Here is a 13,625-nt window from a genome sequence, read left to right as displayed (position 1 = left end):
CTGTCACTGCCGCTTCGGTCTTGAATGGCTGGGGTAAAATGCTATTTGTAACAGTGGTAACATTCAAGAGGTTCCATGGCGTCGCTAGAGTGGTTGTTGCTGACCTACAAGGTTCCGGCCGAACCGGCGCGCAAGCGGGTCTCCATCTGGCGCAAGCTCAAGGGGATGGGCGCGGTCTATCTGCAGGGCGGCGTCTGCCTGCTGCCGAAGACCGACGACCATCTGCGGCGTCTCAAGATGCTCGAGAACGAGATCGCCGAGGCGGAGGGCGAGGCGCTGCTGCTGGCGACGGTCGGCCTCGACCAGAAACAGCAGGAGAAGGTCGTCGCGCGCTTCAATGCCGATCGCGACGACGAGTACAAGGAATTCATCGAGAAGTGTCTCGCCTTCGAGGCCGAGATCGACGAGGAAACGCGGGTCTCGCATTTCACCTTTGCCGAGCTCGAGGAGAACGAGCAGGAGCTGATGAAATTCCGCAACTGGATCGAAAAGATCCGCAAGCTGGATTTCTACGGCGCGCCCCGCGCCGGCGAGGCGGCCGAGCGCCTGCAGCGTTCGGAAGCGATCCTCGACGCCTATGCGCATAATGTTTTCGCGGCGCAGGAGGAGAATCGCGCTCCCGAGGCGCCGAAGCGACCGTGACCGCGCTGGTGGATCTGGTGCCGGCAGGCTTGCGCTTCGCGCTGACATCCCCGATATAGCGCCCGGGAGGTTGGCGAGGGACGTCTCACTCGCCAACCGGGTCAGGTCCGGAAGGAAGCAGCCCTAACGAGACCGAACGGGTCTTCGTCCAGCCTCCCACCTCATGCGCCGCGTGAAAGCGCCGTGCACCCGCGCCAAGCCTGGGCCGAGGTCAAACGGCGCGGCGCGCAAGTTGCCATAGCGCCATTGACCCTCGCCTCCCGATTGGCGAAACCAGTTTTCATGACCGACCAGATCGACGCCGCCTCTGCTGACGAACCGGGTTTCGCCGGTTTCGATCCGGCGCCTGCGCCGCAGGCGGCGTCCGGTGCGGCGCCCGCGCCCTATCGCGTGCTGGCTCGCAAGTACCGGCCGGCGCATTTCGGCGATCTGATCGGCCAGGAAGCGATGGTGCGCACGCTCACCAACGCCTTCGCCGCCGGCCGCATTCCGCAGGCCTGGATGCTGACCGGCGTGCGCGGCGTCGGCAAGACGACCACCGCCCGCATCCTGGCGCGTGCGCTCAACTTCCAAAAGCCCGACGGACAGGGCGGCCCGACCACCGATCTGCGCGAATTCGGCGTGCATTGCCGCGAGATCATCGAGGGCCGCCATATCGACGTGATGGAGATCGACGCTGCTTCGAACAACAGCGTCGACAACATCCGCCAGATCAACGACGCCGTGCGCTATGCCCCGGTCTCGGCGCGCTACAAGGTCTATATCGTCGACGAGGTGCACATGCTCTCGACCGGCGCCTTCAACGCATTCCTGAAGACGCTGGAAGAGCCGCCGCCGCACGCGAAGTTCATCTTCGCGACCACCGAGATTCGCAAGGTGCCGATCACGGTGCTGTCGCGCTGCCAGCGCTTCGATCTGCGCCGAGTCGAGGCCGATGTGCTGGTCGATCACCTCGCCGGCATCTGCAAGGCCGAGGGCGTCGATGCCGAGCAGGAGGCGCTCGCCGCCGTAGCCCGCGCAGCCGAGGGCTCGGTGCGCGATTCGCTCTCGATCCTCGACCAGGCGATCGCCCATGCGGCCGGGCGGATCACGCTCGACGACATCCGTTCCATGCTCGGCCTCGCCGACCGGGCGCGCGTCATCGACCTCTTCGAATCAGTGATGAAGGGCGACATCGCCGCGGCGCTGGGCGAGTTGCGGGCGCAGTACGATGCCGGCGCCGATCCGGCGGTGGTGCTCAACGACCTCGCCGAGTTCACGCATCTCGTGACCCGCCTCAAGCTCGTGCCCGAGGCGGTGAAGGACAACAGCCTCGCCCAAGCCGAACGCGTGCGCGGCGGCGATTTCGCCCAGCGCCTCTCGATCCGCGTGCTCGCCCGCACCTGGCAGATGCTGCTCAAGGGCATCAGCGAGGTGAAGCAGGCCGACCGCCCGGTGATGGCTGCCGAGATGGTGCTCGTGCGCCTCGCCCATGCCGCCGACCTGCCGACGCCTGACGAGGCGTTGAAGCTGCTGCGCGACGGTATGGGGTCGATCCCAGCCGGAAACGGCAATGGTGGCGGCGCGCCGCGCCCGCCTTCCGGCGGCGGCAACACCGCGCTCGCCGCCCGGCCGATCCTCGCCAGCGCCAATCCGGCCCCTGTGCCGGTAGCGCGCATTGCCGCCGCCCCCGCCGCGATCGTCGCCTCGATCGAGGATGTCGTCGCGTTGGCGTCGCAGAACCGCGACATCACGCTGAAGATCGCCCTGGAGCGCGATATCCGGCCGGTGCGTTTCGAGCCCGGCCGCATCGAGTTCTCGCTTGCCGAGGGCGCCTCGCGTACCCTCGCGCAGGATCTCTCGCGCCGCCTCAAGGAGTGGACGAACCAGACCTGGATGGTCGCCGTCGTCAACGAGGAGGGCGGCGCGACCCTGCGCGAACAGGCGGTGGCGGCCAAGGACCGGCGCGAGAGCGACGCTGCGGCTCATCCCTCGGTCAAGGCCGTGCTGGAGCGCTTTCCCGGTGCGCGCATCGTCGACGTCCGTGATCCGCGCGCCATCGCCGCGGCCGAGAATGCAGCCTCGGCGCCGGCCGAGGACGAGTACCTGCCTGATGCCGAGCCGCTTTTCGATGATTCCGAGCCGGATTTCGACGGCATCGATTTCTGAGTTTTTTAAGGAGGATTTCCCATGCGCGACATGATGGGTCTGATGAAGCAGGCTCAGCAGATGCAGCAGAAGATGGCCGACATGCAGGCCGAGCTCGACGCCATCGAGGTCGAGGGCACGGCGGGCGGCGGCATGGTCACGGTCACGATGACGGCGAAGGGCGCGCTCAAGGGCGTGAAGATCGACCCGAGCCTGATGGTGCCGGACGAGCGCGAGATCCTCGAGGACCTGATCGTCGCCGCCGCGAACGATGCCCGGACCCGTGGCGAGCGCGTCATGCAGGAGCGCATGGCCGAGATCACCAAGGGCCTGCCGATCCCGCCGGGCATGAAGCTGTTCTGAGACAGGCCGCCATGCCCGGGCTTGACCCGGGCATCTCGTGCAGAAGGGCTCCCGTCCTGAGATGGTCGGGTCAAGCCCGACCATGACGTATCCATCGACGAGTCATCATGTCCCGCGCCATTGCCGGTCCCGAGATCGAAAGGCTGATCCAGCTCCTGGCCAAGCTGCCGGGGCTCGGGCCGCGCTCGGCCCGGCGCGCGGCGCTGCATCTGGTCAAGAAGCGCGAGCAATTGCTCGGGCCGCTCTCCGAGGCGATGGCGGTGGCGCGCGAGCGCATCGTCGTCTGCTCGCGCTGCGGCAATGTCGACACCAGCGACCCCTGCGGACTCTGCTCCGATCCGCGCCGTGACGACGGGCTGATCGTCGTCGTCGCCGATATCTCGGACCTCTGGGCGCTGGAGCGCTCCGGCGCGGTCTCTGGCCGCTATCACGTGCTCGGCGGCGTGCTCTCGGCGCTCGATGGCGTCAGGCCCGAGCATCTCTCGCTCGATGCCCTGGTGGCGCGCGCTTCCGATCCGGCGGTGAAGGAGATCATCCTCGCGCTCAGCGCCACGGTCGACGGCCAGACCACGGCGCATTTCATCACCGACCTGCTCGCGCATCTGCCGGTCAAGGTGACGAAGCTCGCCCATGGCGTTCCGGTCGGCGGCGAGCTCGACTATCTCGACGACGGCACGCTGGCCGCCGCGATACGCCAGCGCACGGGGTTTTGAGACGTCGCGCGTCATTCTCGGGCACAGCGACGCGCAGACCCGAGAATCGCTGGCCGGACGAGGCGCGCGAGCGTTTTTGTCACGGGATGCTCGGGTCAAGCCCGAGCATGACGGCCAAGCGGAAGCGTCCTCAGAACTTGTAGGCGATGCTGGCGCGGGCGCTGTGCGCCGTGAATTCCTGATCGCCTGTCAGGCCCGGAAAGGCGCCGGAGCTCGCGAAACGGTTCCGCCCGAAATCGGTGTAGCGGTACTCGGCGCCCAGGATCAGGTTGTCGGTGAAGGCGAAGTTGACGCCGGCGCCGAGGTTCCAGCCGGTGCGTGCGCTGGTCAGCCTTTCGCCGAAGCCGGCCGGATCGAAAACGCGCCGCTCATATTCGGTAAAGGAGGCGCCGCCTGCGGCATAGATCATCATGCGGTCGAAGGCATAGCCGATGCGGATGCGCGCCGCGCCCTGCCAGTCCTGCGAGACGCGGCCGTTGACGCCGATGCCGGCGAAGCGGCTGCGGCTGTTGACGGCTTCGATATCGCCCTCGAGGCCGAGCACCACGCTGCCGAACTGATAGTTGAAGCCGGCATGGGCGCCGCCGAAGGCGGAATCGTCGTCGATGCGGAAGCTCATCGGCGCGAAGGGGCCGATCGGCGCGCCGATCCGCACGCGGTTGCTGCCCCAGGAGTAGCCGCCCTGGAGACCGGCATAGACACCGGTCCAGGAATAGAGCGCCGGCAGTTCAGGCGCGGGCGGCAGGGCGACGCCGCGCAGATCGGCCGCGGCGGACGCGCCGGACAGCAGCGCCACGCATCCTGCCAGGGCATATCTCAGCTTCGACATCGGGCTTTCCGAGGACATGTGATGCGCCCGAATGGTCGAACGCGCCCGGACATAACGAAGCATTAAGGTTAACAATCGGCTAAATTGGTGCCGGGGGAGGAAAGCGCGGGAACGATTGCGGCCGAGCGCGGTTCACCGCAAGCTGCGGCGAGGCAGGGCGGAGCGCGAAATCCGAGATGGCATTCCTGAAGCGGATCACCGGTGCGGCCGGCATCGGCGTCGCGCTCGGCTATCTGTCCGGGGTACTTGCCAATCGCCGCGGCCGGCGCCGGCAAGAGGAGGCTCGCGGACGGCAAGCGCGTACGCCGCTTCAGATGACGTGGCTTGGCTGGAAGGACGTGCTGCTGCGCTTCGTCGGCAATGTCGCCGACAACCGGCTGACCTCCCTTGCCGGCGCGGTCGCCTTCTTCACCCTGCTCTCGCTGGTCCCGGCGCTGTCGCTGCTGGTGACGATCTACCGCTATTTCACCGATCCGGCGACCATCGCCGGGCAGCTCGACGCGGTGACGACCATGTTCCCGCAGGCCGCGCGGGAGCTCATCCACGAGCAGGCGATGCGGCTCTCGACCCAGTCGGGAGTCAGCCTGTCCCTGACCTTCTACATCAGCCTCCTCGTCGCGGCCTGGTCCGCCAACGCGGCGGTGAAGGCGATCTTCGACGCGCTCAACATCATCTATCGCGAACAGGAGAAGCGGAGCTTCCTCAAGCTCAACGCGATCTCGCTGTTAACCACGGTGAGCGGCGTCGTGCTGCTGGTCGCGGCGCTGGTCGCAATCGCCAGCTTGCCGGTCGTGACCGCGCTATTTCCCTTCCATTTCGAGCTGGAACGGCTGATCCGGCTGGTGCGCTGGCCCGCCTTCTTCGTCATGGCAACGCTCTCGATAGCGGTTCTCTACTGGATCGGCCCGAGCCGCCAGCGCATGCGCTTCGTCTGGGTCATGCCCGGCGCCATCGCTGTGGCCCTTCTATGGGGCGCGGCCTCCTATGCCTTCTCCTGGTATGTCAGCACGCTCGGCAACTACACCGCCGCTTATGGCTCGCTCGCGACCGTCGTGGTGTTCATGACCTGGCTCTGGCTCTCGGCGACCATCGTGCTCGCGGGGGCCGAGCTGAACGCGGAGCTGGAACACCAGACCGCGCACGACACCACGACGGGCAAGCCGAAGCCTCTCGGCCAGCGCGGCGCCACTCTCGCCGACCGGGTCGGCCCGGCGAAGGCGGAGTGATGCTCGATCCCGAAACCACACGCCAGGACGATCTGCGCAGTGGGACCGGTCCCTGGCGGGCCGGCATCGACCGGCCGGCCGGGCAGCCGCTTGAAGCCGATACGCGTTGCGACGTGGCCATCGTGGGCGCGGGTATCACCGGCGCGCTCTTGGCCGAGCATCTGACGGCGATGGGGCTCGACACCGTCTTGATCGATCGCGAGCGCGAAGGGTTCGGCAGCACGGCGGCCTCGACGGCCATGCTGCAATGGGAGATCGATCTGCCGCTGCGCGAACTGGCGGCGCTTTATGGTTTCGACCGGGCGGCCGAGATCTATCGGCTCAGCGCCGGAGCGGTTGCCGGGCTTAGCCGGCTTGTCGGCGAGCTCGAGCTTTCCTGCAGTTTCTCGCCGCGCCACACGATCTATCTGGCCGCCGGGGAGATTGGGCCGCGCGAGTTGCGCGATGAGGCCGAATTGCGCGGCCGCGCGGGATTGCAGGGCGAATTCGTCGAGCACGCAGCCCTGCTCGGCAGCTTCGGCTTCGACCGCAAAGTGGCGATCGTCTCCCCCGGCTCTGCCGAGGCCGACCCCGTGAGCCTCTGTCACGGCCTGATCGCGGTCGCCGCCCGGCGCGGCGCGCGCCTGATTCGCGACGAGGCGATCGGTTTCGATGGAGCCGCCCGTGGCGCGGCCGTCGGCCTGTCAGGGGGCCATGTCGTCGAAGCCGGGCATGTCGTGCTCGCAACCGGCTATGTCATGCCGGAGATCGTGCGCGACGACCTGCACCGCGTCGCGTCGAGCTGGGCGATCGCCACTGCCCCGCAGCCGCCTGGCGTTTTTTGGCCGGGTCCGGCTCTCGTCTGGGAAGCTTCCGAGGATTATTGCTACTGCCGGACCACGGCCGGCGGCCGCATCGTCTTCGGCGGCGAGGACGAGGATTTCGCGGACCCGGAGCGGCGCGAGGCGCTGGGAATACTGAAGACGCAAGCCCTGCTGCACCGGCTTCAGGCATTGATCCCCCAGGCGCGCCTCGATGTCGACCATGCGTGGTCCGGTGCTTTCGGCCAGACGGAGGACGGCTTGCCGCTGATCGGGCGCGTGCCGGGTCATCCGCGTCTCCTCGCCGCCTACGGCTATGGCGGCAATGGCATCACCTTCAGTTTCCTCGCGTCCCGCCTGATCGGCTCGCTCGTCCGTGGCCGGGAGGAAGGCTGGTTCGGGCATTTCGCGATCGACCGCTCGCGGCCTGGGTGAACGATCGCATTGCAGCGTTGCAATCTCGCCTTTGCCGGCGAAGGTGGCGACAAGCGGGGTGGGAAGCGCCATGTTTGATGACGGCGGCCAGTACGGCTGCCGTGAAAGGATCCCGCCATGTCCGCGACCGCAGAGAAGACCGCGCCTCTCGCCATTCTGGAGGCGCATGACGCTCCCTATCATGTCGGGGCTGTCACCTTGCGCGTGCGCGATCTCCCCAAGCTGGTTGCCTATTATCGCGATGCGATCGGGCTGCGGCTGAGCCGGCAAGACCGTGACAGCGCGGAGCTCGGCATCGGCGGGCAGGTGCTGGTCCGGCTTCAGGCCGGGGCGGCGCAGCCGAGTTCGGCGGCCGGCCTTTTCCATCTCGCCATCCTGCTGCCGTCGCGGCGCGATCTCGCCAACTGGCTGAAGCACGCCGCCGAGACGCGCATCCCGCTCGAAGGCGCCTCCGATCACCTTGTCAGCGAGGCACTCTACCTTTCGGACCCCGAGGGCAACGGCATCGAGATCTACCGCGACCGCAAACGGGCGGAATGGCCGCGCCGTCCCGATGGCGGCATTGCCATGGCGACCGAGCGGCTCGACCTGGACAAGCTGCTCGCCGAGGCCGAGAGCGCCCCCTATGCGGGCATGCCCGAAGGCACCGGCATGGGCCATATTCATCTGCGCGTCGGCGACACGGTGGCGGCCGAGGCCTTCTATCGCGACCTGCTCGGCTTCGATCTGATGGTCCATTATCCCGGCGCGAGCTTCCTCGCCAGCGGCGGTTACCACCACCATATCGCCGGCAATATCTGGGGCAGCCGCGGCGCCGGGCCGCGCCGGCCCGGGGAGGCCGGGCTCGATCGCTTCGAGGTCGTGGCGCGGGGCGAGGTAGATTTCGCGGCGATGCGCGAGCGCATCCTTGCCGGCGGCGGCAGCGAGGCCGAAGGGGCGCCGACGATTGCCGACCCCTGGGGCAACAGGCTGGTCCTGGCCCGCTGAGAAAGCTCAGCGCGTCAGCAGGTGGGACCGACGACTTCCGCCCGCATCGTGCTTGAAACCGTTCGCCTCCCAGAACGCTGCGGCATGTAGATCGCCAGCGCGCAGCGATAAGCGCGGCGCCAGTGCCAGCCCCTGCTGAATGAGCGCCGCGGCGAGCGCGCGGCCGACACCGCTGCCGCGATGCAGCGGCCTGACATAGACATGTCTGACCCGCAGGAGGTCCGGCTCGGGATCGTAGGGATCGGGCGTGAGGGCGCCGATGCCGGCGAGTTCCCCTTGCTGAAAGGCCGCGAAGGCAGCGAAGCGGTCGTCGCTGCCGGCATAATGCCCTGCCAGCCATTCCTCGCGCAGGCCTTCGACGAAACGATAGCTTTCCGCGCTCGCCTCGTGGCGCAAGGCCTCGAAATCGTCCGGCAGGCTTTCGGCCAGCCGGACGATCTGAATGGCTGGCGGGTTCACAGACCCTCGAACAGGGCGCTGGAGATGTAGCGCTCGGCGAAGGAGGGGATGATCACCACGATGGTCTTGCCGGCGTTTTCCGGCCGCGCGCCGACTTCGAGCGCCGCTGCAACGGCGGCTCCCGAGGAGATGCCGGCCGGAATGCCCTCGCTTCTGGCGAGCGCGCGCGCCGTTTCGAAAGCGGTCTGGTTGCCGACGGTGACGACCTCGTCGATCACGCTGCGATCGAGCACGCCCGGCACGAAGCCGGCGCCGATGCCCTGGATCTTGTGCGGGCCGGGCTGTCCCCCCGAGAGGACCGGCGAATCCTCGGGCTCGACCGCGACCATCTTCACGCTGGGCTTGCGTGCCTTCAGCACCTGGCCCACGCCGGTGATGGTGCCGCCGGTGCCGACGCCGGAGATGATGATGTCGACCTGGCCGCTGGTGTCGTTCCAGATCTCCTCGGCCGTCGTCTTGCGGTGAATCTCCGGATTGTGCGGGTTCTCGAACTGCTGCGGGATGATCGCGTCGGGAATCTCGCTCTTGAGCTCCTCGGCCTTGGCGACGGCGCCGCGCATGCCGCCGGGGCCGGGCGTCAGGACGAGCTCGGCGCCGAGCAAGGCGAGCATCTTGCGCCGTTCCAGAGACATCGTCTCGGGCATGACCAGGATCAGGCGATAGCCGCGTGCTGCCGCGACGAAGGCGAGCGCGATGCCGGTGTTGCCTGATGTCGGCTCGATCAGCGTGCCGCCCGGCTTCAGCGCGCCCGAGGCTTCCAGCGCATCGATCATGTTGACCCCGATGCGGTCCTTCACGCTGGAGATCGGGTTGAAGAATTCGAGCTTGGCGAGGATCGTCGCCTTGACGCCGCGGTCGGCCGGCAGGCGGTTCAACCTGACGAGAGGGGTGTCGCCGATCGTGTCGGTGATCGAGTTGTAGATGCGCCCGCGTCCGGGGGCCTTTGTCGCTTCAGCCATGGATGAATCCTCCTGGAGGGCCTGCCGGCGGTGAAGCTAGGTCAATTCACAGATTGTGTCGATTAAAGAAACAAATCACAATCTTAAATAGTGAAATCTGCTCCGGAACTACCTCTGCCGAAGACGGATTTAGCCTGCGCCCGCTGGCAGAGCTCTTCCACGGTCACCTTGTCGAGCATTGCCAGGAAGGCGGCCGACGCGGCCTCAACCTCCGGCCCGACGACCTCGTCGACCAGCCGCGATTGCGGCAGGGGGCCGAGCCCTTCTTCGCCGGATTCCTGCATCGCGGCGCGGGCGATGTCGCCGGCGGTGATCTTGCGCCTTTCGCGGGCGAGTTCATAGCCGCCGCGCGGGCCGCGCACGCCCTTGAGAATGCCGACGCGGACAAGCGTCTGAAGCAGCGTCTCCAGATGGCGCGGCGGCAGGGCATGGCGCGCGGCCAGAAGCTTTGCGGCGACCGGCGAAGGCCGGGCGTGCAGCGCGATGTCGACCACGGCTGCGATGGCAAGCAGGCTGCGGCGCGAGAGCAGCATCATGGCCGCTTCTCCCGGTTTTTGCCGCCGCCGACGCCGGTGGAGCCGAAGCCGCCCGCGCCGCGCGCGGTGGCATCGAGGCTTGCGACCTCCGTCAGCGTGGCATGCGTCGCGGGCGCGATCACCAGCTGCGCGATCCGGTCGCCGCGCGCAATGGCGAAGGCCTCCTGCCCGAGATTGATCAGCGGCACCTTGACCTCGCCGCGATAATCGCTGTCCACGGTTCCCGGCGCGTTCAGCACGGTGACGCCGTGCTTGACGGCAAGGCCCGAGCGCGGGCGAACCTGCCCCTCGAATCCATCAGGCAGCTGCATCGCGAGCCCCGTCGGAACCAGCGTCCTCTCGCCGGGAGCCAGCACGAGCGGCTCGCCGATGGCGGCGCGCAGATCGAGGCCGGCCGCGCCGGCCGTCTCATAGGCCGGCAAGGGCAGATCTGCGCCATGCGGCAGTCGTTGCAGCGCAACCGTCACCATCGCGATCAGCCCGCCCGGTCGGTCGGGGCAAGGCCCGCGATATGGGCGATCAGCCGGCTCGCAACCTCATCCTTCGGTAGCGTCGGCCAGGTTTCGACTCCCGCGGCCGTGACGAGATGGACCGTATTGGCATCGCCGCCCATCACGCCCGTGCCGCCGACGTCGTTGGCGACGATCAGGTCGCAGCCCTTCTTCGCGAGCTTGGCCTTGGCGTAGTCGATGACGCTCTGGGTCTCGGCGGCAAAGCCGACGACCAGCGGCGGGCGCCCGCTCTTGCGATGCGCCACGGTGGCCAGAATGTCGGGGTTCTCGACCAGCGCGAGCGGCGCGAGCGCCTTGCCGTCCTTCTTCATCTTTTCGGGCGCGGCATCGGCGACGCGCCAGTCGGCGACGGCGGCGGCGAAGATCGCGATATCGGCCGGCAAGGCGGTTTCGACTGCGGCCAGCATCTGGCGGGCGGATTCGACATGGACGGTCTCGACTCCGTCGGGATCGGGCAGATTCACCGGGCCGCTGACCAGCGTCACCCGTGCGCCCGCCGCCGCCGCCGCCGCCGCGATGGCGTGGCCCTGCTTCCCCGAGGAGCGGTTGGCGATGTAGCGGACGGGGTCGATCGCCTCATGCGTCGGCCCCGAGGTGATCAGAACATGCCGGCCAGCGAGCGGGCCCGGCTTGGTGTGGTCGCCGCCGGGCAGCCGGCCGAGGAAGCCGATGGCACGGGTGGCCGCGGGTTTTTCGCCGGCCAGCGCGGCCTCGATCGCGGCCAGCAGCTCGGGCGGCTCCGCCATACGGCCCGGCCCGCTTTCGCCGCGCTCGGCCATCGCCCCGACATTCGGGCCGACGACGAGGACGCCGTCCTTTTCGAGTTGCGCCATGTTCCGGCGCGTCGCCTGGTGCTGCCACATCCGCGGATTCATCGCTGGCGCGATCAGGATGCGCTTGTCGGTGGCGAGCAGGGCGGTCGAGGCGAGATCGTCGGCGAGGCCGTGCGCCATCTTGGCGATGAGATCTGCAGTCGCCGGCGCCACGACGATGAGATCGGTCGAGCGCGACAGCTGGATATGGCCGATATCCGCCTCGTCGGTCAGCGAGAACAGGTCGGTGAAGCAGCGCTCGCCGGCAAGCGAGGAGACGGTGAGCGGCGTGACGAATTGCTCGCCGGCCCTGGTCAGGATGCAGCGCGAGGCGATGCCGCGATCCTTCAGCCGGCGGATGACTTCGAGCACCTTGTAGGCGGCGATGCCGCCGCCGATGATCAGGAGAACGGAGCGGGAAGCGGACAAGGCGGCTCCTCGGGCAAAGGCTTGCGGCGAACTGACCGCTTCCTAGCACCCGTGGTGCGGCGCTGTCATGCGCCGCGCAAGCTGCCGCCTTCGTCAGTCGCGCGGCAGGTCCGGCACCTTGTAGGCCGTCGTCGCCTTGATCCGCTCCATGGCGAAGCGCGAGGTGACGTTCTTGAGCGGGATCGTCTCGATCAGCTTCTTGTAGAAGCCGTCATAGGCCGCCATGTCGGCGACGACGACGCGCAGCATGTAGTCGACATCCCCCGCCATCCGGTAGAATTCCATCACCTCCGGCATCGCCGCGACCATCTGCGCGAATTTCTCCAGCCAGGGGCCGGAATGATCAGCCGTCTCGATCTGGACGAAGACGGTGAGGCCGAGCCCGATCTTCTCCGGCGCGACCAGCGCGACGCGCTTCAGGATCACCCCGGCCTGTTCGAGCTTCTGGATGCGCTTCCAGCATGGCGTCTGCGACAGCCCGACCCGGTCGGCGAGCTCGGCAATGGAAATATTCGCGTCGGCCTGCAGGACAGTGAGAATTTTCCGGTCGATGGCGTCCATTCTCTCAAACTCGCTCTCTGGAGTGTTTTATGCTTCAATACCGCCATCATAGAGATAAAATATCTTTTTGAGGCTAATCTATTGCATTCAGATAGAAAATCCTTTTCTCAATCTGTCAATGGGGTGCCTTTCCGGCACCGTTCTGAAGGGTTTCGACGATGGATCGCCGCCAGTTTCTCATCGCCGGTTCGAGCCTGGCGGCAGCTTCAACTTTCGCCGGCGTTGCTCGCGCGCAGCAGAGCGTCACGGCCCGCGTCGGCTATATCCCGATCGTCGGTACGGCGCCGTTCTTCGTCGCCAATGGCGAGGGCTGGCTGAAGCAGGGCGGCATCGACGTCGCCGTCACCGTCTTCGAATCCGGCCCGAACATGATCCAGGCGCTCGCCTCCGGCACCATCGACGTCTATGTCGCCGGCGTAGCCCCGCTGGCCGTCGCCCGCTCGCGCGGCGTCGATATCCGCGTGGTCGCCTCGACGGCGATCGGCGAGAACGTGGTCGTCAGCGCGCCGTCGCTGACGAAGTTCTTCACGCCGAGTACCGGTGCCGCAGCCGCCTTCAAGGCCTTCCGAGCCGCCAATGGAAAAGCCGCCCGCCTCGCAACCCAGCCGGCTGGCTCGGTGCCGAATACGACGCTGCAATATTGGCTCTGGGAGGTCGCGAAGGTCGACAGGGCGGACGTCGAGATCGTGCCGATGGGCATCGACGCCACCCAGCAGGCGATTCTCGCCGGCGCCGTCGATGGCGGCAGCGTCCGCGAGCCGGCGCTGACGATCATCCAGAGCCGCAACCCGCAGATCAAGCTGATCGCCGGCGGCGAGGAGGTCTTCCCCGGCCAGCCCGGCACGGTCGTCGCCGTCTCCGGCGCCTTCGCCACCAAGAACCCGCAAGCCGTGCAGGCGCTCGTCGACGGCCTCGTCAAGGCCGCAGCGCTGATCAAGGCGAACCCCGCCAAGGCCGCACCGCATGTCGGCGCCGCCCTGGGCAAAGGCATTGTCGACCCCGAGCTGATCCAGAAGGCGCTGGTCTCGCCCGCGAGCCGGTTCGAGATCGATCCGCGCAAGATCATCGAGCCCTCGCGCGCCATGCAGGCCTATCAGGTCAAGCTCGGCTCGCTCGAGAAGGAGCTGCCCTTCGACGGCCTGTTCGAGACGCAGTATTACGAGCGCGCGGTCAAGACGAACGGCTGACACGGTGGCACGGCTTCGGGCTCCGGCCCTCGCCCTTGTGGGCCTCCT

General features: G+C 67.5%; 15 protein-coding genes and 1 other RNA gene. 9 read left to right on the top strand and 7 right to left on the bottom strand.

Translation table 11 applies throughout. From position 1 onward, the window contains the following. Positions 1–75: 75 nt before the first annotated feature. From AC1DE3_RS19945 to recR, 5 genes are all read left to right on the top strand, one after another. The gene (locus AC1DE3_RS19945; RefSeq protein ID WP_441510018.1) at positions 76–642 is read left to right on the top strand and encodes a Chromate resistance protein ChrB; all 567 of its coding nucleotides are present in this window, start codon (positions 76–78) and stop codon (positions 640–642) included. Between the two features lie 64 nt (positions 643–706). Then, positions 707–803, top strand: an RNA gene (gene ffs, locus AC1DE3_RS19940) — signal recognition particle sRNA small type. Positions 804–924: 121 nt separating this feature from the next. Beyond that, entirely contained in the window at positions 925–2,790 is a 1,866-nt protein-coding gene (locus AC1DE3_RS19935) for a DNA polymerase III subunit gamma/tau (protein ID WP_476780153.1), read from the top strand. Between the two features lie 21 nt (positions 2,791–2,811). Continuing rightward, positions 2,812–3,132 (top strand): YbaB/EbfC family nucleoid-associated protein, encoded by a 321-nt coding sequence (locus AC1DE3_RS19930; RefSeq protein ID WP_441471122.1) that lies wholly within the window; start codon positions 2,812–2,814, stop codon positions 3,130–3,132. A 107-nt stretch (positions 3,133–3,239) separates the two neighbouring features. Further along, positions 3,240–3,845, top strand: a complete 606-nt coding sequence (gene recR, locus AC1DE3_RS19925) for a recombination mediator RecR (RefSeq protein ID WP_441510016.1) — start codon at positions 3,240–3,242, stop codon at positions 3,843–3,845. A 130-nt stretch (positions 3,846–3,975) separates the two neighbouring features. Here recR and AC1DE3_RS19920 read toward each other — a convergent pair whose 3' ends face one another. Further along, positions 3,976–4,674: an outer membrane protein gene (locus tag AC1DE3_RS19920; protein ID WP_476780152.1), complete on the bottom strand. Its 699-nt coding sequence runs from the start codon at positions 4,672–4,674 to the stop codon at positions 3,976–3,978. Positions 4,675–4,850: 176 nt separating this feature from the next. Here AC1DE3_RS19920 and AC1DE3_RS19915 point away from each other — a divergent pair, with 176 nt between their 5' ends. The 3 genes from AC1DE3_RS19915 (at position 4,851) to AC1DE3_RS19905 (ending at position 8,122) form a co-directional block, all read left to right on the top strand. Beyond that, positions 4,851–5,900: a YihY/virulence factor BrkB family protein gene (locus AC1DE3_RS19915; protein WP_441510014.1), complete on the top strand. Its 1,050-nt coding sequence runs from the start codon at positions 4,851–4,853 to the stop codon at positions 5,898–5,900. Next, positions 5,900–7,135 (top strand): NAD(P)/FAD-dependent oxidoreductase, encoded by a 1,236-nt coding sequence (locus AC1DE3_RS19910; protein ID WP_476852688.1) that lies wholly within the window; start codon positions 5,900–5,902, stop codon positions 7,133–7,135. The genes AC1DE3_RS19915 and AC1DE3_RS19910 overlap by 1 nt, the downstream gene beginning before the upstream one ends. Before the next feature lie 117 nt (positions 7,136–7,252). After that, entirely contained in the window at positions 7,253–8,122 is an 870-nt protein-coding gene (locus tag AC1DE3_RS19905; protein WP_441510012.1) for a VOC family protein, read from the top strand. A 6-nt stretch (positions 8,123–8,128) separates the two neighbouring features. Here AC1DE3_RS19905 and AC1DE3_RS19900 read toward each other — a convergent pair whose 3' ends face one another. The 6 genes from AC1DE3_RS19900 to AC1DE3_RS19875 form a co-directional block, all read right to left on the bottom strand. After that, a complete protein-coding gene (locus AC1DE3_RS19900; RefSeq protein ID WP_476780150.1) occupies positions 8,129–8,581 on the bottom strand; it encodes a GNAT family N-acetyltransferase in 453 nt (150 codons plus the stop codon). Beyond that, positions 8,578–9,540, bottom strand: coding sequence for a cysteine synthase A (gene cysK, locus AC1DE3_RS19895; protein ID WP_476780149.1), 963 nt, complete (start codon positions 9,538–9,540; stop codon positions 8,578–8,580). Before cysK ends, AC1DE3_RS19900 begins: the two co-directional genes overlap by 4 nt. 83 nt (positions 9,541–9,623) lie before the next feature. After that, positions 9,624–10,076 (bottom strand): RrF2 family transcriptional regulator, encoded by a 453-nt coding sequence (locus tag AC1DE3_RS19890; RefSeq protein ID WP_441471129.1) that lies wholly within the window; start codon positions 10,074–10,076, stop codon positions 9,624–9,626. Further along, a complete protein-coding gene (dut, locus tag AC1DE3_RS19885) occupies positions 10,073–10,546 on the bottom strand; it encodes a dUTP diphosphatase (RefSeq protein ID WP_476780148.1) in 474 nt (157 codons plus the stop codon). The genes AC1DE3_RS19890 and dut overlap by 4 nt, the downstream gene beginning before the upstream one ends. A 5-nt stretch (positions 10,547–10,551) precedes the next feature. Next, positions 10,552–11,829, bottom strand: coding sequence for a phosphopantothenoylcysteine decarboxylase domain-containing protein (locus AC1DE3_RS19880; RefSeq protein WP_476780147.1), 1,278 nt, complete (start codon positions 11,827–11,829; stop codon positions 10,552–10,554). A 93-nt stretch (positions 11,830–11,922) separates the two neighbouring features. Beyond that, positions 11,923–12,390: an Lrp/AsnC family transcriptional regulator gene (locus tag AC1DE3_RS19875; RefSeq protein WP_149131741.1), complete on the bottom strand. Its 468-nt coding sequence runs from the start codon at positions 12,388–12,390 to the stop codon at positions 11,923–11,925. Positions 12,391–12,548: 158 nt separating this feature from the next. Between AC1DE3_RS19875 and AC1DE3_RS19870 the strand changes: the two genes are divergently transcribed. After that, positions 12,549–13,577 (top strand): ABC transporter substrate-binding protein, encoded by a 1,029-nt coding sequence (locus tag AC1DE3_RS19870; RefSeq protein ID WP_476780146.1) that lies wholly within the window; start codon positions 12,549–12,551, stop codon positions 13,575–13,577. Positions 13,578–13,625 lie beyond the last annotated feature (48 nt).

The organism is Allobosea sp. 10L417 (genome assembly GCF_056395485.1).
The sequence above is the reverse complement of the archived record's forward strand: the minus strand, read 5'-3'. Positions and strand labels throughout refer to the sequence as shown.

What these genes read in the sequence shown, in the direction of transcription:
- AC1DE3_RS19945 (WP_441510018.1), top strand. Translation starts at nt 76, where the DNA reads ATGGCGTCGCTAGAGTGGTTGTTGCTGACCTACAAGGTTCCGGCCGAA.
- AC1DE3_RS19935 (WP_476780153.1), top strand. Translation starts at nt 925, where the DNA reads ATGACCGACCAGATCGACGCCGCCTCTGCTGACGAACCGGGTTTCGCC.
- AC1DE3_RS19930 (WP_441471122.1), top strand. Translation starts at nt 2,812, where the DNA reads ATGCGCGACATGATGGGTCTGATGAAGCAGGCTCAGCAGATGCAGCAG.
- recR (WP_441510016.1), top strand. Translation starts at nt 3,240, where the DNA reads ATGTCCCGCGCCATTGCCGGTCCCGAGATCGAAAGGCTGATCCAGCTC.
- AC1DE3_RS19920 (WP_476780152.1), bottom strand. Translation starts at nt 4,674, where the DNA reads ATGTCGAAGCTGAGATATGCCCTGGCAGGATGCGTGGCGCTGCTGTCC.
- AC1DE3_RS19915 (WP_441510014.1), top strand. Translation starts at nt 4,851, where the DNA reads ATGGCATTCCTGAAGCGGATCACCGGTGCGGCCGGCATCGGCGTCGCG.
- AC1DE3_RS19910 (WP_476852688.1), top strand. Translation starts at nt 5,900, where the DNA reads ATGCTCGATCCCGAAACCACACGCCAGGACGATCTGCGCAGTGGGACC.
- AC1DE3_RS19905 (WP_441510012.1), top strand. Translation starts at nt 7,253, where the DNA reads ATGTCCGCGACCGCAGAGAAGACCGCGCCTCTCGCCATTCTGGAGGCG.
- cysK (WP_476780149.1), bottom strand. Translation starts at nt 9,540, where the DNA reads ATGGCTGAAGCGACAAAGGCCCCCGGACGCGGGCGCATCTACAACTCG.
- AC1DE3_RS19890 (WP_441471129.1), bottom strand. Translation starts at nt 10,076, where the DNA reads ATGATGCTGCTCTCGCGCCGCAGCCTGCTTGCCATCGCAGCCGTGGTC.
- dut (WP_476780148.1), bottom strand. Translation starts at nt 10,546, where the DNA reads ATGGTGACGGTTGCGCTGCAACGACTGCCGCATGGCGCAGATCTGCCC.
- AC1DE3_RS19875 (WP_149131741.1), bottom strand. Translation starts at nt 12,390, where the DNA reads ATGGACGCCATCGACCGGAAAATTCTCACTGTCCTGCAGGCCGACGCG.
- AC1DE3_RS19870 (WP_476780146.1), top strand. Translation starts at nt 12,549, where the DNA reads ATGGATCGCCGCCAGTTTCTCATCGCCGGTTCGAGCCTGGCGGCAGCT.